This window comes from Streptococcus ovuberis, from assembly GCF_012396585.1.
Lineage (GTDB): Bacteria > Bacillota > Bacilli > Lactobacillales > Streptococcaceae > Streptococcus > Streptococcus ovuberis.
Window position 1 is genome coordinate 1 of sequence record NZ_JAAXPR010000022.1, and the last position, 22,081, is coordinate 22,081.

The 22,081-nt window shown below is 37.8% G+C and carries 16 protein-coding genes and 2 pseudogenes; 5 read left to right on the forward strand and 13 right to left on the reverse strand.

All coding sequences use genetic code 11. From position 1 onward, the window contains the following. The first annotated feature begins 288 nt into the window (after nucleotides 1-288). Together HF992_RS09660 and HF992_RS09665 are read left to right on the forward strand one after the other, a co-directional pair. Nucleotides 289-1,221 (forward strand): HNH endonuclease, encoded by a 933-nt coding sequence (locus tag HF992_RS09660; protein WP_210729462.1) that lies wholly within the window; start codon nucleotides 289-291, stop codon nucleotides 1,219-1,221. 3 nt (nucleotides 1,222-1,224) lie between these two features. Further along, nucleotides 1,225-3,096: an AAA family ATPase gene (locus HF992_RS09665; protein WP_168549829.1), complete on the forward strand. Its 1,872-nt coding sequence runs from the start codon at nucleotides 1,225-1,227 to the stop codon at nucleotides 3,094-3,096. 112 nt (nucleotides 3,097-3,208) lie between these two features. On the opposite strand, the gene HF992_RS09670 is transcribed toward HF992_RS09665, so the two are convergent. The 13 genes and pseudogenes from HF992_RS09670 to HF992_RS09730 form a co-directional block, all read right to left on the reverse strand. After that, nucleotides 3,209-4,099, reverse strand: a complete 891-nt coding sequence (locus HF992_RS09670) for a site-specific integrase (protein WP_168549830.1) — start codon at nucleotides 4,097-4,099, stop codon at nucleotides 3,209-3,211. Nucleotides 4,100-4,266: 167 nt separating this feature from the next. Next, nucleotides 4,267-4,487 (reverse strand): annotated as a pseudogene (locus HF992_RS12085) (DNA-binding protein). 277 nt (nucleotides 4,488-4,764) lie between these two features. Continuing rightward, a complete protein-coding gene (locus tag HF992_RS09680; protein WP_168549854.1) occupies nucleotides 4,765-4,977 on the reverse strand; it encodes a helix-turn-helix domain-containing protein in 213 nt (70 codons plus the stop codon). Nucleotides 4,978-5,254: 277 nt separating this feature from the next. Beyond that, complete coding sequence (locus tag HF992_RS09685; RefSeq protein WP_168549831.1) at nucleotides 5,255-8,182, reverse strand: glycoside hydrolase family 98 domain-containing protein; 2,928 nt, start codon at nucleotides 8,180-8,182, stop codon at nucleotides 5,255-5,257. 122 nt (nucleotides 8,183-8,304) lie between these two features. Beyond that, a complete protein-coding gene (locus HF992_RS09690; RefSeq protein ID WP_168549832.1) occupies nucleotides 8,305-9,198 on the reverse strand; it encodes an ROK family protein in 894 nt (297 codons plus the stop codon). A gap of 9 nt (nucleotides 9,199-9,207) precedes the next feature. Next, complete coding sequence (locus HF992_RS09695) at nucleotides 9,208-11,070, reverse strand: alpha-galactosidase (RefSeq protein ID WP_168549833.1); 1,863 nt, start codon at nucleotides 11,068-11,070, stop codon at nucleotides 9,208-9,210. Nucleotides 11,071-11,072: 2 nt separating this feature from the next. Beyond that, nucleotides 11,073-12,395 carry an alpha-L-fucosidase gene (locus tag HF992_RS09700; protein ID WP_168549834.1) on the reverse strand — a complete coding sequence of 441 codons (1,323 nt, stop codon included), beginning with the start codon at nucleotides 12,393-12,395 and terminating at the stop codon, nucleotides 11,073-11,075. After that, nucleotides 12,392-13,231, reverse strand: coding sequence for a carbohydrate ABC transporter permease (locus tag HF992_RS09705; RefSeq protein WP_024394492.1), 840 nt, complete (start codon nucleotides 13,229-13,231; stop codon nucleotides 12,392-12,394). The genes HF992_RS09700 and HF992_RS09705 overlap by 4 nt, the downstream gene beginning before the upstream one ends. 9 nt (nucleotides 13,232-13,240) lie before the next feature. After that, nucleotides 13,241-14,161, reverse strand: coding sequence for a carbohydrate ABC transporter permease (locus HF992_RS09710; RefSeq protein WP_023370305.1), 921 nt, complete (start codon nucleotides 14,159-14,161; stop codon nucleotides 13,241-13,243). A 58-nt stretch (nucleotides 14,162-14,219) separates the two neighbouring features. Beyond that, a complete protein-coding gene (locus tag HF992_RS09715) occupies nucleotides 14,220-15,527 on the reverse strand; it encodes an ABC transporter substrate-binding protein (protein ID WP_168549835.1) in 1,308 nt (435 codons plus the stop codon). A 19-nt stretch (nucleotides 15,528-15,546) separates the two neighbouring features. Then, complete coding sequence (locus HF992_RS09720) at nucleotides 15,547-16,200, reverse strand: L-fuculose-phosphate aldolase (RefSeq protein ID WP_032532677.1); 654 nt, start codon at nucleotides 16,198-16,200, stop codon at nucleotides 15,547-15,549. A 13-nt stretch (nucleotides 16,201-16,213) separates the two neighbouring features. Continuing rightward, the gene (locus HF992_RS09725; protein WP_168549836.1) at nucleotides 16,214-18,001 is read right to left on the reverse strand and encodes an L-fucose isomerase; all 1,788 of its coding nucleotides are present in this window, start codon (nucleotides 17,999-18,001) and stop codon (nucleotides 16,214-16,216) included. A 1-nt stretch (nucleotide 18,002) separates the two neighbouring features. Continuing rightward, a complete protein-coding gene (locus HF992_RS09730; RefSeq protein WP_168549837.1) occupies nucleotides 18,003-19,400 on the reverse strand; it encodes a rhamnulokinase in 1,398 nt (465 codons plus the stop codon). A gap of 162 nt (nucleotides 19,401-19,562) precedes the next feature. Between HF992_RS09730 and HF992_RS09735 the strand changes: the two genes are divergently transcribed. From HF992_RS09735 to HF992_RS09745, 3 genes and pseudogenes are all read left to right on the forward strand, one after another. Beyond that, the gene (locus HF992_RS09735; protein ID WP_168549838.1) at nucleotides 19,563-20,336 is read left to right on the forward strand and encodes a DeoR/GlpR family DNA-binding transcription regulator; all 774 of its coding nucleotides are present in this window, start codon (nucleotides 19,563-19,565) and stop codon (nucleotides 20,334-20,336) included. 179 nt (nucleotides 20,337-20,515) lie between these two features. Beyond that, on the forward strand, nucleotides 20,516-20,869 hold the full coding sequence (locus HF992_RS09740; protein ID WP_168549839.1) for a plasmid mobilization protein: 354 nt from the start codon (nucleotides 20,516-20,518) through the stop codon (nucleotides 20,867-20,869). A 1-nt stretch (nucleotide 20,870) separates the two neighbouring features. Beyond that, nucleotides 20,871-21,746, forward strand: a pseudogene (locus HF992_RS09745) (relaxase/mobilization nuclease domain-containing protein); the annotation flags it as partial. Between the last annotated feature and the right edge of the window lie 335 nt (nucleotides 21,747-22,081).

Below are 22,081 nucleotides of genomic sequence, written 5' to 3' on the forward strand. Positions count from 1 at the left end.
GTCACAGCTAAACCACCCAAACCAATCAATAGCCGAGCCTTCATTTTGTTTAACATCACTAGTACTATCTCCTTTTTCCATAAGATAGCACTATGATAACAAGATGAACTTGAAAAAGTTATCACAAGAATATAAATACGGTTCAAAGTTGATGGAAAATTTAGATTTTATACCTTTAGGTAATCCCTAAATAAATTGAAAAAGTTAGATTCTTTATCCTCTGATTGTTCCATTTTCTTAATTAATTCGATATAATATTACCCAATCAGACACCTAAGGGGATATTAAATGATAACAATTAATCAAATATGTGACGAAGAAGTTAAAAATCTGTGTGAGGAAGTTTATAAACATATGAAGGCGGCTTATCGCAAAAACTTAGATAAGTGGTGTCGTAAAAAAATAGCACCAATATTTCAAAAAATATTTGGTAGAGATTTTTCAGATACACCATTTTTAGATATTATGCTACTTTCTTATGATGAACTTGAAGAGCTTGTTGCAGACTCAGAAATTATCAATTTAGATTATAAATTCAGTATAAAAAGTAACAGAAAAATAAAAGGAAATAGATCGGTATCAATTAAAGATTATCTAATCAATAATGTATATAATGCCATTAGTAAAGACAGCCAGCGTAAAAAAATTCTATCTATAACTCATTTATCAGTATGCCCCTACTGTAATCGGAATTTTATGAATTCTTCCAATAATAAAAACACCTGTGAACTAGACCATTTTTGGAAAAAATCACAATTCCCAATTTTTGCAGCCTCTTTTTATAATTTAATCCCTTCCTGTCCAAGTTGCAACAGGAATAAAGGTACTGAAACATTTTTATTGTCCCCATACAATGTTAATATTTCATCAAACCAACGGTTAAGATTTAGTTGGTACCCATTAGATGGTGATTTCTTATTCAATCATAATTCCATATATATTACTTCAATAACTTATAAAGATTTCAAAAAGGATTTTGACTTATTAGATTTACATAATCTATATCAAATACACAGTGATCTCGTATTAGATGCGATTTTGAAGAAAATTTTTATTACAGATCATTATTTGAACGAGATTAATAATATAATTCCATTATCTGACAGCGACATCGATAGACTATTTACTGGTGTGTATACTGCTGAAAAAGATTACCATAAAAGACCTCTATCAAAATTAATTTCGGACATATATGCTGAATTAAATAATTTAGAAAGGTAGAAAATGAAACTTTTAGGATTGATTATACGTGATTATGAAAATTTAATAAGCAAGCAAATTTTTCATTTTTCAGATGAATACACTGTAAACTTCGATTGGAATGAAACAATAACAATCAACAAAAATCCACACTACATTGCCGAGTTTTATGGAGAAAATGTCACAAATATCACGGCAATTGTAGGGATAAATGGTGTAGGAAAAACATCTCTGCTAAATTTTATAGGTTTTAAATTTTCAGAACGTAAGGAATTTTTAAGTAAATATGAATACTTTATTATCTATGAACTAAATGATTCAATTTTTATTGAATTCAATAATAGTCATGCTGTAACACAAATAATATTTAATAATCATATTATAGACACTAGGGATGGTCTTATTGGAGATACCCAAACTAGCTTTTTAAAAAAACTAGGAGATACTTACCAAATTGTTTCTGATACTCCTAACAGTAGCATAAACTACATTTTCAAAAAATATAACCAATATAGTTTTAGTGAAAAAGATGATCACATTGACACATTATTTGGCAATAAATTGATTAGTAGATACATATGTCAACCTCCTTCTAACTATAATACTATTCAAGCATTTAGATTTTTAAAGATAAATAATTTCTTCACTTCAAGTAAAACACTGAAATATAGAATTTCATTTTGGTCTTATGAAGAACTACAACTCTTGTTAGTAGAAAAAGATATTTATGATGAGAGAATCAATGAAAGAATCAATAAAATCTTATTAAGCCGTTTCCGTACAAATAGTTACAATTCTTTATCATATCAGTTTATAAATCAAATAGTTGCTTTTCTTATAAATTTAAAATTAACGTTAAACGAAGTATATGGCTTTAAGAATGAGGATATTGATAGCTTAATTATAAATCAAATTGTTGAGTACTTAACTTTGGCTCTTAGAGAGATTCAAATTGATATTTTACATGACTCTATTGATAAAACTTCTCAAGTGTTACAAGATTACTTTAGAAACAATAAGCCATGTATTGATGCGCAGAATAATTATCAAATTACTGATTATATTAATTTTTCCATAGAAATCATACAATTATTATGGAAAGCTTCTGACCACTTAGAAATAAATAACAGCTCATTTATAATTGATTTTTCATCAAAAACAAAAGAGATTAACGATTTTCTAATGGGATATAGAAGGCTTCTGCATTGTAATAAAATAAACCCTAATGGCATCGTTGTATTTCCTGAAGATAATTTATTTTTTAAGTTACACGAGCTATCATCTACAGGAGAAGAAAATTTAATTCAATTTTTAGGACAATTAATTGAATTGATTTCAAATGCTAAAAGTGGGAACCATATAATCTTAATAGATGAAATAGATGACTCGTTTCATCCCTCATGGTCAAATAAAATGGTTCAACTCTTAATTTTATGCTGTACTTACTTTTTAGACATTGAAAATCTTGGCTATCAAAATCCGACTTTTCAGTTTATTCTTACAACTCATTCCCCATATATTTTATCTGATATAAAAAATGATAATGTAATTTCCCTAAAAGAAATTCACGGTAAGGTAATCTCAAAGCAAGTTGATACCTTTGCTAAAAACATACAACGAATAATATATGAGGAAATGGAGACAAGTGATATCTATGGAAGTTTTGCTCAAAGTAAGTTAAATAAAATCATAAATATTCTTAATCAACAGTCTATTTCTCCTACATTGATTGGACAAACAAAGATTGAAATACAAACTATTAATGAGCCAATAATACGTAATAAACTTAATCAGATGCTATCTGAAAAAGTTTCACCTAACGAGAAAATCAAGCTATTAATTTCTGATTTAACATCTGAAGAACTTGAATTACTAAAAATCAATTTATCAGAATAACACGTCAATATTGAATAGTAGCCATATGCGTAAAATCCTTTCGTAGAAAGGGTTTTCAACCCTGAATTGTCTTGTTTTGTTGCTAGGCACCAAGCAGGCACCAAAGTTTCGATTACCAAGACATTTCATATGCCAATATTTTACCATGTTTCTTAATAGTCAAAAGTTTAAAATTAGGATAAACTTTTGTAAGTTCTTTTTTTATCTTAGGTAGAATATTTGCCGAAATATGTCGAGGTTGATAGCTATTCGATAAATGAAGTTTCTCTCTAAATTCCTGCACTGTTAGAACTATTTTTTCAGCTTTTGAGGTTTCAATCATTTCACTCGCCATTTTCGAATGCTTACTAGTAAAAAATTGATGTGTAGAAAAATCTATATTACATTTCTGAGCAAATTCGTCAAGTGCCTTAAGCGATTGCTCTTGAGAGACAATTGTTTGGTGTGTGTAACCTAAAGTTATCTCTGCTCTTGAATGTCCGACACGTGCCATAATTTCCTTGAGAGGAACGGGTACATCCCCTCTCTGAAGATATGTAATATGCATATGTCTAAAGGAATGTGGCGTTACATGCTTCGTCCATTTAAAACCAAATTGTTCTTCACAACATTCTAATAATTTTTCCTCAACTCGCTTTAAAACTTCACGAAATGAGCTCGATCTAATAGATGAACCATATTCCGTTCTAAAAATACACGGAGAGTATCTAAAATTTGGACTTGGATTTTCCTTAGCATAAAGATCGAATTCATTATTTCGTTTTATTGCTCTTTTAATTGCCTCGCATGCAATTTTCGGTAACAAAATTTTTCTTTCTGAATTTGCTGTTTTTGTAGAATCAAAATAGAAATCATCAACTTTCAAATCATGTGTTTGCAGTGATTTATTTACATCTAATATTTGAGTTTCAAAGTTAACATCATCACTGGTAAAAGAAGCTTCACCAATCCGAAGGCCTGTGAATAGTAAAACAATTCCTATGAAATTATTGCGGTCTTCCATTTCCCAGTTAGTGGATCTTTATATTTTTCAACTACCTCATATCGAATTTTTCCTTTTGAATTAGTTTTAGTTCTATAAAACATCGTTATTCTCCTCTATATTAAAATAGAAAATCGATACGATTATAGAATTTAACCAATTCATATTATACCATGATTTATTCTGAATTACCGCTTTTGTTTCCATTCAAGAAACTCTTGAAAACCATCTAAATTAATAAATACGATTTTATGGGAGGGGTGCAATATATACTTTTCATTTCTCTCATTTCCTTTAACCAGCGGTTAAGCGTATAGATTGATAGTCCCTCCCACCGTTTCATTAACGCTTCTTTGTCTGCCCACTCTGCAATCGAATTCTCTACTGGTACATATTTTATCTTTTGCATACTTTCCTCCAGTTTATCGATTTTCTATCTATTCATTAGTTTCACGACATTGGTGGGTTGATTTGGACATCAACATAGGAATCTCACCTGCTCCATTTTTCGACTAGAGCCTGAACGTACAGAAGTATCATTAACATTATTTGTGTCATGACAAATTGGATTCCAACCCAATTTTAGAAACAGATATTTTTCGCTCATATCATCGCGTCTCTATTTCAACTGCTCGACAAATAAAGTCCCACCTTGGTCCATTCAATTTTCAAAGGACCAGGAGGGACTATTTGATATTTTTCTTTATCCTCTTAGGATAATCTGATAATCCTAAGAGATAATCTGTACTGACACAATATAGATTGGAGAGACGAATTAAATCTTCGATTGACAGACCACGTTTTCCAGATTCGATTCTCGAATATGAGGCCTGACTACAAAATAAATAATTTGCTCCAAATTCTTGAGTAAAATCTGAATCTTCTCTTAAATCTTTTATGCGTCTCTACCTCACGTCTGTTCACTCCTATAACAAGTATATCGGTGAATATTCAGGACTTTTCAATAATATACCAAACTGGTATATGTTCATTAAGGAGTATTACATCTACGTGACTACTTGGAATTAAAAATTAATTTCTACTCCATTTCACATACGGAAATTGTGTACCTTTAAATTTTTTCGATAACGAGTAAAGGCGGTAGCTAAATACCGCCTCCACATACTTTACCTATGAATTTTCAAAATTATCGAACTATTACTCAATATGAAACGTCTAATATCGTATTAAGAATTCAGCAAAACCATTATTTACAACTGTGATTCTTGCTGTCTTAGTCTCTTCATCAAATTCTATTTGTGGTGTTTGAATATCTGAATCCGTTGACTTTAGAATCTCAATGGTGGGTTTTACTTTAACATTTTTCAACACATAAACTGTTTGGCGTTGTTCAGAGTTAGCAGTGTTGTGAATATAATTGTTGTAGACCCAATCAATTGCATCTGGTTTTGACAACTGTGGTAACGTCCTAGCAGAAGTTGCATCTGTTGCACCTTCCCATAGACTATCTTTGTTTATCCGATAGTTATTGAGGAGAATATGCAAACCAGAATCTGTTTCTTCGACAATAGTGAATGAGTGCGACTTCAATGTGACATCAAACTCTTTCCCATTTAGTTCGAATGAACCTGTTTGATCGTTGTCTCTATTATATTCATAGTTATAGATAAAGACTCTGTTATCAATTTCATCTCCAAAAATATTTCCAGTATATTCTTCTGGGTAAAGGGCGTTCAAAAAGTTTCTTCTATTGGCAGCTGAACTCATCTCACCTGATGAAAGGCTTAGTACTTGGATTGTTTCAGGTAATTTTGATCGCAATACATCAACTGAAATACTAGCAGGAACCGCTGGCAACGTACCGTATCGACCAGTAGTATATAAAGGACTTTGGTGCGTTGCAGTATTCACATCAACAAAGAAGTGTCCGTCACGTTTTGATGAATAATTGCCACTCAAGACTACTTTAGTATTAGCTAATACTTCCTCTTTTGATGGCGCTGGATTTTTGATGATGTACTTAAAGAATGTTTCTATGACATTCGAGAATAGAGGAGATTCTTCATTTCTAACACCATAGGTATACGCAGGGTGTTCAAAATTGTAAACTGATCCACCATTTAAATAAATGTTCACAGCTTCGGCACCGAGCATAGCCTCAGGTTGAGTTAACCACTGCCTATTCCCTTGAGTCTTACCAATACTGCTCTGTTCAAATAACTTCCATTTTCCAGTTTCGTACCATTTCCAGGTATCCATCAGACCACCCCATTGATAAGCATAATCCGCCAACCACAATCCTGTCATATAACTTGCAGTTGGTGCATCATTTCCTTCATGGGCTGGTGTATTTTTGTACATGAAAATAAAGTTTTCCCAATACTTCTCTACCGCTTCTTTAAAGGCTGTTTTTCCATGTGCTCCCATAGCTTTTTCGATTGAAGCACCGTTATTTTGTTCAGACCAGATAAAGTAACCACCATGTTTTGCAGATAATTTTAAATACTCAGCTGCTTTGCTTTCTACATCTCCTGCCCACACCCAATAGTTTTCAGTTGAGAATACTCCTTGTAAACTAGAGTATCGTTCATACATTCTATCGATCCAGTCAATACCGATCCAATGAGCTGCAGTATAGTGAGGTTGATTACCTGCTGTATAAACCGTTAGCATTACTGGAATTGGCTCATTTTGACCCGTTTGTGGATTGATGTAATTTTGTGCTTCATTAAGTATATGCTCATAAAATTGTTGAGCAACTCCTGCTCTCTTTGGTAAGTCGTCAGGATGGATTTGAATAACTGTATATGGTTTTAATTCGGGATCGATATTTTCCCACTTACCGGCTAAAGTATCTCCACCCCAGAAAGTGTAATTTCCACGGCTGTATTCATTTCCATTAGCGTAAAGTGGCATCATTAGAAGGGGACTTGTATTTGAAATTTCACGACGTTTAGGAGCTGGGTCAAAGTCATTTGGATTTTTGAATGCTCCTTTTGCTACAAAATACGCACCTGCAAATACAACTTCATCTCCCCAAGTTTGAGCCCCAGCATAACTTTTCAATCTAAAAGTACGAGAATCTTCTGGGATTTCAATATCGATTTTAACTGCCTTAGTATTGTAGTTTATACCATTTGGATATTCATCTAAAGTGGAATAGATTACCTCTCCGTCAACCTCAATCTCAACTTTCTCAATATTGGCATATCTATTATCAGAGTGGCCAGCACTTCTATCAAGTCCAACAAAAGTTGCAAAATGACTGACTTCTGCTCCTTCAATGTTATACTCAATTGTTGAAGGCGAACCAGCAATCGTTCCTAAACCTTTATCAAATTCTTTAATAGAATCATCTGACATTTTTAGGGATATTTTTTGATTACTACCGTTATTTCCAAGTGAGAATGGCTTGTTTTTTTGAACAATTTTAGAAAATGTTGCATCTCCATGTGTTGCAATTCTCCATTCTAAATCAGACAAGTAGACCGAACCTTCTCGAATAGGTAATGAATTTGGATCTTCATTAGTTTCTGAAGGGTTAGTAACCGAATGCTCTGGTATGGTTAGTTTGGGATCCGCAAAAACAACTTCATCACCCCAAGTATATTGGCCTGAATAACTTTTTAACTCTAATCTTTGTGCTCCTGCGGGAATATCAACCTGTAAAGGTATGGCTGGAGTATCATAATTTATCCCATCTGGATAATCAGTTAGAGTTGTAAACTTAACTTCATTGTCAACTAAAATTTCGACTTTATCTACTTTGGCATACCTATGATCGGTTGGTCTTGCAGTCCGATCAATCCCTACGTAGGAGCTAAAAGATGTAGCATTGTAGCTAGAAATATCATAGCTGATTGTCGAAGGATTGGCTGCTACTGTACCTATCCCATTTTCAAATTCTCTGATATTCCCGTCATCCATTTTTAAAGATATTTTATTATCTCTTCCATCATTTCCAGCCGTAAAGGGTTGGTTTATCTGAACAGTTTTAGATGATGTTGCATCGCCATGAGTTGCAGAGTTCCATTCTATCTCAGTGAGTGAAATTTCATCCGCATTCACTTGAGACTGAATAATTCCAATAGACATCAATGCAATTATTGAAAACAATTTAATTTGCACTTTTTTTAATCTCATTTGTAAACCTCAATTGAAAAATAATTCTTGCTCATTTTCCTAGTCAATCAATAATACGGCCTACGTATACTGCTTAATTCTACTTTAGGAACTATCTATCTTCATATCCTTCTCCTTCAATGTTATTGGACTAGGAAGGCTGAACCAATGATTCCATTATTACCTTCAATTTTTGAAACAAGTATATTATTCAGAATATGTTCCTGTTCTTTATGCAAATGTAGTTTCAGTTCCTCTTTAAATTCTTCAACAAAATCAAGATTATGTAAGGCAACACTACCTCCAAGAACAATCACTTTGGGATCTAGGAAACAAACCATATTCTGAATGGCCTGTGCAATACCCGTGCATGCATTCTCAATGATAGCCTTGGCTGTCCTGTCCCCTGCTCTCCAATTTTCAAATACATCTTTGGTAGATATGGTTTCAACGCCATACATCTGTTTACCTTGGAGCTCAATCGCTGGTCCTGAACAAGCTAACTCAAGCCCACTGGTTCGCCCAAAACTTTGAACAGGCATAAAACCAATTTCTCCTGCAAATCCAGAACCACGAAGAATTGAATTATTAATAATATTGGTCGCTGCTATACCAGTTGAAATGGTGATGTAGCCAAACATATCACTTGAATCTAAGTCTAGCAATCGATATTCTGCATAGGCTGCTACCTTAACATCATTGTCGATTTTAATTGGAAGGTCGCCATAGACTTCCTTTAATCTGGCGACGACTGGGAAGTTTTTCCAAGGAATGTTATTCTGAAAAACAGCAACTCCATTTTCTACATCAACCTTACCCGGTAAGCCAATGCCTATACCTTTGATTTTCTGATTTGTTAACCCTTGGCTTGAAAGCAAGTCATCAATTGCCGAACAAACACATCGGAATAGGCTTTCTGCACTATCTACCTGACTAGGTACACGTAAACTCATGTCTACAGTTCCATTGCTATCAACCAGCCCAACGGCAACCTTTGTTCCCCCAATATCTACACCTACTGCGTATTGTTTTTTCATGGTTGTCTCCTATTTTGATAAAATTACAATCTCATACGGTGCTAATTGGATCTCAGTCTCAGAAACTTGTTCAAAATGACCTTTTACTGTCTGGTAATCATATAGGTTCCAATTCTCACTTGTGAAGACTTTTGCTTCACCAGATGGGTTACGGAGTGAAAGGATTTCCTTATCTCCATTAACACAGTGGTAGCCATAAATGTCAAAGGCTGATGGACTGCCCCCAATTTTTTGGCTTTGTTTCAAGGTTGGATAGTTAGCTTCAATCCATTTAATGGCACGTGCATTGGCTTTCCACCGTTCTTCATCAAACATGGTATAAGAATAATGGAACTCCCAGAAAGCATTCCCCCGTGTTGCAATGAACATGAGATAGTCTTCGAACTCCTCTACTGTCGCATACATCTGGTGGTCCATGTACCAGGTATGAGCCGTGCTGGCATAGATTGGTTCGTGATTATAGAGGCTCCAAAGTGGCAGTTGAATATCCCGTTTATTCAAAAATTCCTCATATTGACAATCACGATAGGTAATCATCCGCTGAATATCATTGCCAGCATTTTCCGTAAAGCCAACATCTTGAGAAATCTGAATCCATAGACTATTGACCCATTGGAGGAACCAAGGACTCGGATTGACGTAAGAAGTCAGGTTGAGCCAGCAATCTCGGTCTCCACGTTCAGCTCTCAGATCTTTCAAAAGGTCAATCAAAAACTCATAAACAGGGGTCATTGTGTGCATTGCATAATCCCCGGATGAATCCTGTACATCAGGTTTCAACAACCAACCATCAATTTTCCAATAACTAATGTCGTACTGCTTTTGGTAATCCAACATCTTGGCTTTCATCCGATTGAGGTAGTTAAAATCACCGATATTGACATCGTTTGATAGTTTGTTCTTACTACCAAACTCGGGATGCGCTTCTAGCCAATCACTCATGGTTACTTCTGTCCCGTTATAGCCACCTCGGGGGCCTATCCAAAGACCGAGACTAGCCCCCAGATTATTGACCAAAGCCTTGACCTTAGTCAAGCCATTCGGGAACTTATGATTAAACTCCCAAACACTTTCATAGTCGCACCAGCCATCATCGACAACATAGGCATCCAGCTGGATACCATGGTCCTCAAAACCGTGAGAAATTTCTTCAAAGCTTTTAATAATAATATCTTCATCGATATTGGTCATGTGGTCATACCAAGAATTGTATTGCTTTCTGAAAAAACTTGGTTGCGCAATGCCTTCAATATAGTTATAAAAGGCTGTCTGGATTCCTTGTTTGTCCGTCGAAGGTGCCGCACCTATGACAACTGGCCAGATTTCCTTAGCAGACGAAACTGCTTTCCCTAGGTAATAGCGTGAAAAATAAACTTCGCCATCTACCCTATTTTCTCCCATCGGAAATTCCATACCAAAGAAGAGTGACTTGGAATAGACTGGCTGCCCCAGTTCCACATAATAACCTGAAAAACCAGCCATCTCCTTGATGTCATCCTGCTTCTGAGGGTAAAAAATACCCTCGTTATTAGCAAATTCATACCATTCCACATCGATATAGTTAATAGCTTCTTGAGAGTACAGGATAGTCATTTTTTTACTGATGACATCTCTCCTAGACTGATACTCTAACAGCAGCTGAATATGTTCACCATCAAAACTTAAAAGGAGAGTGTCCTTGGTTTGCTCCACAACATGGGCTTCAAAATGCTCTGATGTCAATTCTCTGCCATCCATGAGAACCATACAAAATTCTTGTGTTGACTGGTTCGGCACGACCACTTCTAAATCCTTATTCAGAATATGGGAAGTATAAAACTTCCCATCCACTAACTTGAAGTATCGAGCCAGATGATTGTTTTCAATCTTCATACTCATTCACTTTCTAATTCAATTTTTATCACACTATCTACCTCATCTGGTAGGGGATAGGTAAAATGGGGAATGTCTCCATACTGGGCAAAACAAATACCTTCATAAGCATTGGTCGTCCAGCTCTTGGAAATCTTGACTTCGCTACCATCGTGCAAGAAGCTCATTCGCTTCACTTTCTTTTCATCAATACCAATCAGTGCAAGTGGTCCAATCGGTTGTTCAAAGACATGGGCATAGACAATATTGTCTTTTTGTGTGTAATATCCCCACTCAGGCTTAGGCAGTGAGCTGACCCCACAGCCATAGATAGATTCTCCGTTCTTGTCCAACCAGTTACCAAAATCTTCCAGAATGGACTGGCTTTCTTGGTTGATGAGACCAAGGGCGTCTGGACCAACGTTCAAAATCATATTGCCGTTCTTGCTGACACATTCGACTAGCTTGCGAATCAGGGTTTTGGATGATTTGTAGAGATGATCCGTTGGATTATAGGCCCAGTTGTTATTCATGGTTAAGCACAGTTCCCAAGGAATCGGTTCTCCATGTGCATTGCGAATGCCTTCGTGCGGAACAATTTGCTCAGGGCTAACAAAATCACCAGAGAAAATGTTGATGTCATCCGTCACAATAGAGCCGAATCCCTCTCCAGACGTTTCCAGACGATTATCAATAACTACATCTGGTTGGTGCTTGCGAACCAAGTTTATCAAATCTGTTGCCCGCCATTTTTCTCCGAACATATTGCCATAAGAATAGTCAAACCAAAGAATATCCAGTTTGCCATACTTGGTCACAATTTCTTCGACTTGGTTGTGTAGGAAAGCCAGATAATTATCAAAGTCAATCACTTCATCCTTGAAGGCTTCATTTTCCCTCATAGGATGAATCATATCTCCGTACTTTGGATAGTCCTTGTGATACCAGTCAATCAAACTAAAATAGAGACCGACTTTCAAACCTTCTTCTCGGACAGCTTGGACAAACTCTGCCACCAAATCCTTGCCAATCGGTGTGTTGGTAGCCTTGTAGTCGGTGTAGGCTGAATCAAACAAGCAAAAACCATCATGGTGCTTGGCTGTCAAGACCATATACTTCATGCCTGCTGCTTTGGCTGCCCTTGCCCATTCCCTCGGATTATACTTAGTTGGATTAAAGGCTTCAAAGTATGGTTGGTAGTCCTCTATGGATAATTTCTGGTGGCTACGAATCCACTCTCCCTTGCCAGGAATGGAATAAAGCCCCCAGTGGATAAACATACCAAAGCGGTCCTGTCTAAACCATTCCGTACGTTTATAGATGTCTTGTAAACTGTTTTTTGTCATCCTTTTACTGCTCCTCCTCCCAGTGCTTCGATGAAGTATTTACTTGCAAAAGCAAATAGTAAAATCGGTGGTAAGATAATCACGACAATGGCTGAAAAGAGACCATTATAGTTGGTATTAAAGCTAGTTGTAAATTGACCCAGCAAGGCTGGAACTGTCAATTCATCCTTGTTGATAATCAACATAGAAGCCCAATAGTATTCGTTCCAGTTATTGATAAAGGCTAAGATAGCTGCTGTCAAAATACCCGGTCTAGCAATAGGCAACATGACCTTCCAGAAGGTCTGAGCGTAGGTAGCCCCATCAATTTCTGCTGCCTCTTCTAGCTCTTTTGGAATAATGGCAAAGTAGTTCTTGATGATAAAGAAACTCATGGCAATACCACTACAAGAGTAGACAAAAATCAAGGCTGCCGGTGTATTATAAATACCCAGAACATTTACCAAACGATAAACAGGGAAGGTCATGGCCGTTGCAGGAATGAATAGGGTTGAATAAAGCATTGCTGTAATTAATTTCTTGCCCCTAAATTCCATACGTGCAATAACGTAGGAAGACATAGAAATCATAATTATACTAATCAATACAGATATTGAAACCACCTTAAAGCTGTTCCAAAAATAATCCAAGACATGGAGTTCTGTAAATACCTTGATATAGCCTTCAAAACTCAAGTCTGTCGGTAAGCTGATACCAGGATTTTTCATTGGATCAGCCTTAAGGGAAGAAAGGAAAATCCATAATATTGGAAACACTGAAATCAAACAGGTAATGGCCATGTAGCCGTAAATAATGAGCTTGCCTGTTCTTGATAGTCCACTTAATTTAGCATCCATACTCATTTCTCACTTTCTAGCTTTGCCTTCTCTGAAAATCAAGTTAATGCAGAGAATAATCAACATACCACCCAATATTTGAATCACACCAATGGTATTTGCCCTAGCATACTGGGTCCGAGAACTTGATACTGCTAACTCCCGTATGATGAAACTGATACTCTTGGTTCCTGCAGCACCATTGGTCAAGAAGAACACCTCGTTATACAATAAAAAACCAGAAGTAGCTGCCATAATGGAGACTGTTTTCAAGGTTTCTTTGATCATGGGAATAGTAATGTACCACTCTCGTCTCCAACCCGTAATATTATCCAAGATCGCTGCTTCATGAATCTCTTGTGGAATGGCGAAGATTTGTCCTAAAATCATGATGGTGGATGTTCCAGCAAAGAAGATATAGGCACAGGTCATAGCGATAATATTCAGACCAGGCGTCAAGAGGATGGCTCCTGTGAAATCTGGATTGAAGAAACGGATGACCTGGTTGACCACACCGTAGTTAGGGTTGTAGATTTGCAAGAAAATCAAGCCCATAGCCGCACTTGAGATGATACTTGGAATGATATAGAGGTTCCGTGAAATCTTCCAGCCTGGCAATTTTTTTGACAGAGCTATTGCCACTGATAAGGCTAGAGGAACTTGAACCAAGACACCGATCGCTGCCCAGGTCAGGGAGTTTTTCAGTGCTTCCAAGAAGAATGGATATTCCTTAAAAATATACTTGTAGTTGGCAAATAGATTGCCGAAACCTAAAAATTCTGGTTTAGTCAGGTTAGTATAATCCCACTTGGTAAAGGAAGTAGCGAAAATCGTCACCACAGAATAGAAATAAAACAAGAAGAAACAAATCAAGGTCGGCAAAAGGAATAGGAAAATGAACCTCTGTTTCTGCTGTTTCCTGTTTTTCAAGGTCATGGTTTTCTTTGCCATACTATTACTCACTTTCTAAACAAAAGGGCTAAGGATACACCTCCCTAGCCCTGTAATTTTAGCCGATAAGGGCTTTCAAAATATCTTGAGTTTCTTTTACTTTTTGGTCAATATCCACACCGTCAGCTGCACTTTCTGTCAATGCGTTAATGATAGCTGTGCGAACATCACCACCCCAAGCTGAAACAACGGTTGGCACAATGATGTCTGCATTGTTTGCCATTGAAGTTGCTTCACCGAGCAATTTAACAGTTGTGTCGTCTGATCCTTTAGCAATTTCTGCTGTATCAATTGCTTGGCTGGTTGGGTTGGCACCTACTTTTTCAAAGATAGTTTTTTGAACATCATCACTAGTCATGTATTTAACAAACTCTAATGCCAATTTTTCTTCAGCCTCAGACAAGCCACTTGAGATAGTCAAACCACCACCTGCTGAGGAAATTGCGATATTACCAGCGTAGAGACCAGGACGATACGCTGGATTTTCAGACAAGCCACCTGCTGCCCAAACACCGTTGAAGAACACGCCTGACTTACCATCTGTGAAATCAGTTGAGTAAACGTTGGCATCGCCGCCAGCATTGGCAGAACCGTTTGCCTGTACTTCTGTCATAACCAGTTTCAGTGCTTCTGCAAATTCTTTGGAGTCAATGCCTTCAGAAGTAAGTGGACCTTCCAACAATTTACGACCGGCTTCAGAAGAACCTAAAACAGTGTTGAAGAGACGAATTGCAGGTTCCCCAGCACCAAAGGCATAGATACCTTCTTGGCTACGAACTTTTGCCATTGCTGCTGTGAAGTCGCTCCATTTAGTCCACTGATCTGGGGTTTTAGCACCAGCTTTTTCAAAAATATCTGCATTGTACCACAAGCCAAGTGTCAATAATTGGTCATGAACAGTAAAGATTTTTCCATCAACATCGTTTTGGGTATAGTTCAGACCAACATTCTTCTCAAGACCATTTTCGTCAATGTATGGTTTCAAGTCCAATACCAAACTTTGTTCGATAGCTGCAAGTGATACATCATTACCAGCCAGGTCAATCATATCTGGGAACTCACCGCTGGCAACCTTGTTGTTCATAATATCTGTCAAGCTACCATTGACTGGTGTTGCCTTAAATTCAACGTCCCCATCAGCATGTTGTTTGGCAAATTCGTCATACAAGTCACGCATAACTTTTGCAGCTGGCCACTCATCTTCACTGTGGTGGTAGCCATGATAGAATTCCAGAACAGCTTTGTCACCACCTGAAGCTGCTTTCTCTTCAGACGAACCACTGTTTCTACCTGACGCACTACATGCTGCTAAGAATACAGATGCCAAAAGGCAAAGTGAACCACATTTCAATAATTTTTTAGTCATGACAAATTCCTCCTATTGTCTATTTTGATGTTTGTCTTTGTCCGTATGTTTTAAATTTTTCAGCCATCAATTCCATTTCTTCGTCTGGGAGGATGACTGGTTCTCCCATGCTTTTGGCAACACAGTAAATTTTTGCACAGTATTCAACTTCTTCAATAATGTTATAGGCATTGAGCAGGTCTTGGGCTCCAGCTAGGATACCGTGGTTGGCAAGAAAGACTGCACGTCTGTCTTTCATAGCCTTGGCTGCATTTTCAGCCAATTCCTTGGTTCCATAGGTGGCATAATCCGCAACCTGGACATCCTTACCAGCTACCGCAATCATATAGTGACTGGCTGGAAGTGGTTCTCTTAGGACCGCTAAGACCGTTCCATAGGTCGTATGGGCATGGATAACAGCGTCAATATCATCCCGTTCTTGGTACTGAATCAGGTGCATATACCATTCGCTAGAGGGGAGGCGATGCCCTTCTACAACATTTCCCTCCAGGTCCATAATGACAATGTCTTCTTCCTGGATTTCAAAGAAATCGATTCCTGAAGGTGTGATGGCCATCAGCCCCTGCTTTCTATCAAAGACACTAAGATTGCCACCTGTTCCCTTTGTAAATCCTTCTGTGACTAACTTTTTACCGTATGCGATGAGTTCCTTTCTTTCTTTTTCCATGAACATAGGCTGTTCTCCTTTATTTGCTATATAGCGGACCTAGAACCTCGCACATCTTGAAGTCAGTCGCTTCTAAATCTTTTGTTCCCACACCATCAAAGATTGCTGGTCGGAAAATCCGTTCCCTTGGAACATTATGTAATGCCACAGGAATACGGAGCATACTTGCTAGTGTAATTACTTCTGCACCGATATGTCCATGAACGAAGGCACCGTGGTTGGAGCCCCAGTGATTCATGACATCATACACCGTTTCAAATCCTGGCTGACCAAGATTTGGAGCAAACCAGGTAGTTGGCCAAGTGCGGTCTGTCCGCTCATCCAGGATACGATGCACCTCATCATCTAGCGGGCAGGTATAGCCTTCTGCAATCTGCAGGCTTGGACCCACACCCTTAACCAGATTGACACGAATCAAGGTTACTGGCAATTCTCCCTCTGTCTTAAAGTGTGAAGAGAAACCACCTCCGCGGAAGTATTCGTAGTTGGCACGGCACCAGTCTGTGGCTTCGAGGCAGGCATTGACATCCTCCTCGGTCATATTCCAAAATTCTTTCATGGTCGGTTGTCCATTTTCATCTCGTGCAGCTGCACTGCCGTCAAGAGCTGAAGCTCCAGAATTGATGAGATGGAGAATTCCATCCTTTGCACGACCGGTCAATTCCTTACCTGTTACACGTTGCACCGCCTCTGGACTCCAATAGGTTCTGACATCAGAGAATATTGGAGCCTTATTGGTTAGGAGGGTTCCAAATAACATGGCGGTTGCATTCAATGTATCGTTTTCAGTCGCAAAAGCGGTCACGGGTCTCGGACCATTCCAGTCGAAGGTTGAGGCCAAAATCGCTTCAGCGAAATCTCCATTTGGTAGCCAGTCAGTCCATTGTCGCTGACCCTGGAAACCACCTGAGATAGCATTTCTACCACGAGACTCTTCTTCCCAGCCGATTTCTGCGAGTTTTGGATTTCCAAAGAGAATATCTCGAATAATCAAGGTTTGCTTGGCAATAAATTCCCAATCCTTGTCTGCAGGGATTACTTTTGACTTGGTAATAACTTCTGGGAAATCTTTTCCAGCATTAATGTCAATGCCTTCTTTACAATTTTCCTTTATCCAAGCCAGGGCTTTTTCATACTCGTCTTTGTCATAGATTTCCAGCTGGATACGGCGAAGGATTTCGGTCATGTCGACAAACTCTACCAACATTCCCAGATAGTCTTCAAAGAAGGAGCTTGTAACTTGTGAGCCGGCAATTCCCATTGAAGATGCTCCGATGTTGACATAGGATTTTCCCTTCATCTGACCAGCTGCGATTGCTCCTCTCGCAAAGAGAAGGATTTTTTCAGCCACATCATCTGGGATTGAATTATCATTCAAATCCTGAACATCATGCCCGTAAATCTTAAAGGCTGGATACCCTTTTTGAGCATAGCCACTCATAGCCGCCGCAAGATAAACTGCACCAGGCCGCTCTGTGCCATTAAAGCCCCAGATAGCCTTGATGGTATGGGGATCCATGTCCATGGTTTCAGTACCGTAGCACCAACTTGGTGTAACTGAGAGAGTCGCTACAATATTTTGACTTGAAAACTCATCATGGACAATACCAGCATCACCCTGACCACCGATGGTACGACTAGCGACCACACACTGGACAGGCGTTCCATCTGCATAGCGAAGATTGCTTTCAATCAATTCCTTGGCAGCCACTGCCATGGCCATTGTCTTTTCTTCCAGGGATTCACGAACCCCACCTTGTCGTCCATCGATAGTCGGACGAATGCCAATTTTAGGATAGTTTGTCATCCTAGACCTCCTCCTTTTCGGGATAAAAGTAGTGAAAGTTTACTGAATTTGTCACAATTTCCTTGGCTTCAGCCATATCCTTTATATAACCAAGTGCTTTGAATTGGATAAGGGCATTGCCTAGAGATGTTGCCTCATACAAGCCTGTCACGACTGTCTTTCCTGTCACATCGGCAACTAACTGAGAAAAGTAAGTTGACTTCGACCCGCCGCCAATCAGATGAAGGTAGCTAAAATTGTAATTAACAACTTCTTCCAACTGACCAATAACTTCTCTGTACTTATGAGCCAAACTATGATAGGCAATTTTGAAAAGTTGACCGGCTTCCTCTGGTTTGGAATGGCCTTTTTCTACTAAGTAGGTCTGAATTTTTTCTATCATGTGACCTGGCTCAGCAAAGCGACTGTCATCTGTATCAATAATCGGAACGTCTTCATCTACTGCTTCTACCAGCTGACGAATAGTATCAAAATCAAGTTCCTGTCCCTGTTCCTTGTAGTCTCGTCTCAGCTCCTCGACAATCCAAAGACCGGTGCAATTTTTTAAAAATCGTGTGCTACGACTGTGCCCAAGCTCATTGGTAAAATTGTAGGTCAAGGCTTTTTCTGTCAGGATTGGATTCTCCAATTCTGTTCCAATCAAGGACCAAGTCCCACAAGAAATATAGAGTGTTTTCTCCTCCAGGATCGGTATGGCCGCTACTGCACTTGCCGTATCGTGCTGGCAGACATTGATGACCTTGATACCGTCTGGTGTTTTCCCAAGGACATTACCTTCGTCCACCAAGTCAGGTAAGAGCAAGTCTGACACTTCAAACATGGCAAGCACTTCGTGGTTCCATTCCTTTGTCAAAGGATTGAGCATCTGTGTCGTCGAAGCGATGGTTCGCTCAATAGCAAGTTCTCCTGACAATCGATAGTTGAGATAATCAGAAACCATAAGTATCTTGTGTGTTCTAAAATAAGATTCTGGTGATTTCTCTTTAGCCGCAATCAGTTGGAACAATGTGTTTATTTCCATTAACTGATTTCCTGTCTTATAATATAGGTCATCAAGTGATGAATACTTGGCTATTTTGTTTAGGATTCCTTTTGTCCGACTATCTCTATAACAAACCGGTGGAGTTACTAACTTCCCTTGACTATCAACCTGAGCAAAATCAACTCCCCAAGTATCAATCCCAATGGCTTGCATCTCATATGATTTTTTAGCTGTCTGAATAGCTAATTCTATATTTTGAAAAAGATGTTCTACATTCCAACAGAGTTCGCCGCGATGCTTTATCGGGGAATTCGTAAATCGTACTAACTCATTTGCAATAATCTTATCTTCAACAAGTGAATAAGCCACTGCTCTTCCTGATGTAGCCCCTAGGTCAATGGCAAGTACCGATTGCATTTTCCTCACCTCCAACTTGTTATCGCTTTCATATTTTTATTTTAAGATATTAAATTTTGATTTTCAATAGATGAACGAAAAAATGAATTTTGTTCAAAATTGACTGGGTATATATTTCACCTTAGTTCATTTTATGTTATTATATACATGAGGAGGCTTGATATGAGCAGAGACAAACGCTTAAAAGAAATTACAGATATTCTTCATACCAAAAAGAGAATTGATGCCAAACAGCTAGAAAAATTAACGTTTTCAAGTATATCAACCCTTCGGAGGGATTTAATTTATTTAGAAGAACAGGGATTCCTAACCAGAAAACGTGGTGAAGTCGTTCTCAATTCTTTTAATACCGTGGAACTAGCCCATTCGATTAGGGAAACCGAAAATAGAGATGCTAAAAAGAAAATTGCAGAACTTGCCAAGGACTTTATCGGTCCTGGTATGTGCATTTACTTGGACTCTAGTACAACTGTTTATGAACTTTGTCCCTATCTAGCTAACATTGATAACTTAATTATTTTTACAAATGGTTTAAATACTGCTCAAATGTTGGCTGACCTAGCAAATCCAACAATGAAAATCTTCATCACTGGTGGTGAAGTCAAACACCACTCCGCTTCTGTTATCAACCACAATAGTGAAAATAACCTATTAAGTCATTTCCGTATTGATTTAGCTTTCTGTTCAGCCCGTGGTATTGATGATGAATTTGTCTATGAAGTTTCCTTTAGTCAAGCATTGGCTAAAAAGAGTATCATCGATCAAGCAAGAGATACGATCTTACTCATTGATAGCTCAAAATTTAATCATACAGGTTTCTTCAAAATCAATAACTTAGAACAGTATAAAACCATTATTTCTGATAGCTATCCTGATAAAACATTGCTGAATGCCGCTGACCAACTCAATGTAGAGTGGATAGCTTATGATTCATAGTACTTCTTAACAAAACAATTTAGCTTACCGCTCTATAACTTTGAACTGTTGTAGCATGCACAGTAAGTGGGTACCCACTTACGATAAAATTAACGAAGCAGACGCCTTTGGCTCTGCTTTTTTCGTTACATTTTACTTGTTAGGGAGATCCCTAAGACCCCGATAGGAAGGAATAGACAATGGAAAAACGTACTAGACCAAACCAATTAAAAATTCGACTTTCGGATAAAGAACTTGCTCATGTGCGACAAAAATATGGACAATCTCGGTCAAAATCAATGCGACATTTCGTCCTCAAGTGTATCCTTGAAACATCGATTTATGAAGTCGGTATGCAACCATTTAGAGAGTTACAACATCTCCTTTCCAAGACCTCCACTAATGTCAACCAAATTGCCAAGAAGGTTAATACTTACTCCCTTGTTTATAAAGAGGATATTATGACGATTCAAAACGAAATACACCGTTTGAGCAAGGAACTCAATAAATTACAAAACTTACTCTACAATAGAACAAATCAGGGGGATATTTGATATGGCTGTTACTAAAATTCACCCCATTAAATCTACCCTGCATTTTGCAATAGACTACATCCTTGAGAAGAAAAAAACAGATGGTCAAACGCTCATTTCGACACACATGTGTTTCCCTACCACTGCTCATTTACAATTCTTACAAACTCGAAAAGAGAATAAAGTAAATGGAACGGTACTAGCTCGACACCTGATTCAATCCTTCTTACCAGGTGAAGTTGACCAAGAAACTGCCCATAAAATTGGACTAGAACTCTGTAAAAATATCTTGAAAGATGAGTATGAATTTGTAACTACTCATATTGACAAAGGCCATATTCAGAATCATATTGTTTTTAATAATGTCAATTTTGAAACTGGGAAATGCTATCAAAGCAATAACCGGACCTATCACCAAATACGGTCTACTAGTGATCGTTTATGCCAAAAATATAAGCTGTCAATTATTGATGAACATTATCAAACTTATCGCAAGAAATACAAAACCAGAGGAAAATCCCATTATGAGTGGGAACAAAGCCAAAACGGTAAAGGTTGGAAGTCATATTTACAATTTCTTATCGACCTAAATATTTCACGTTCGAACTCATGGGACGACTTTCTCGACCGTATGAAAAAATCAAAGTGCGCAATCATATTTGGAAAACACATTGCCTTCAAATGTAAAAATGCTTCTAGATTTAAACGCTCTAAAACAATTGGATCCGACTATACTGAGGAGAAATTGAAAGAAAGAATTGAGAAGAATCCGCCTCAACAACTTATTGATACAACTAAAATTACTGACAAGAAAGTTTTAGAATTTTGGGCTAGAAAACAGAACTTAAAATCCATGGCACAAGGTCTAGTTGAACTGAGAAACCTAGGTATTCAAACACGATTTCCCTTATTTTTCCGCCGTTACCTCCAGATTAGAAACTCTTCTAATTGCTCCAAATTAATAAAGGCTAGTTGGAGGCGGTTACACTAAACTAGACAGAAGAATAAAGTGTTCTACACTAAAGAAAACAGGAGAACTCTATGTCTAGAAAAATTTTCTAGGTCGAAATGTTTCCTTGACTATAACATTTGTAACCTATTAGGAGTGCTGTACAAAAGGGCTCCCCAGCTAGATAGATTTAGATAAGCATACAACTTTAATCCCCCACCCCAATAATACATGAGGGCTGTTGAAAGGCCTAAAATATCTCATCAGGTTTATAGCCGTTTGTG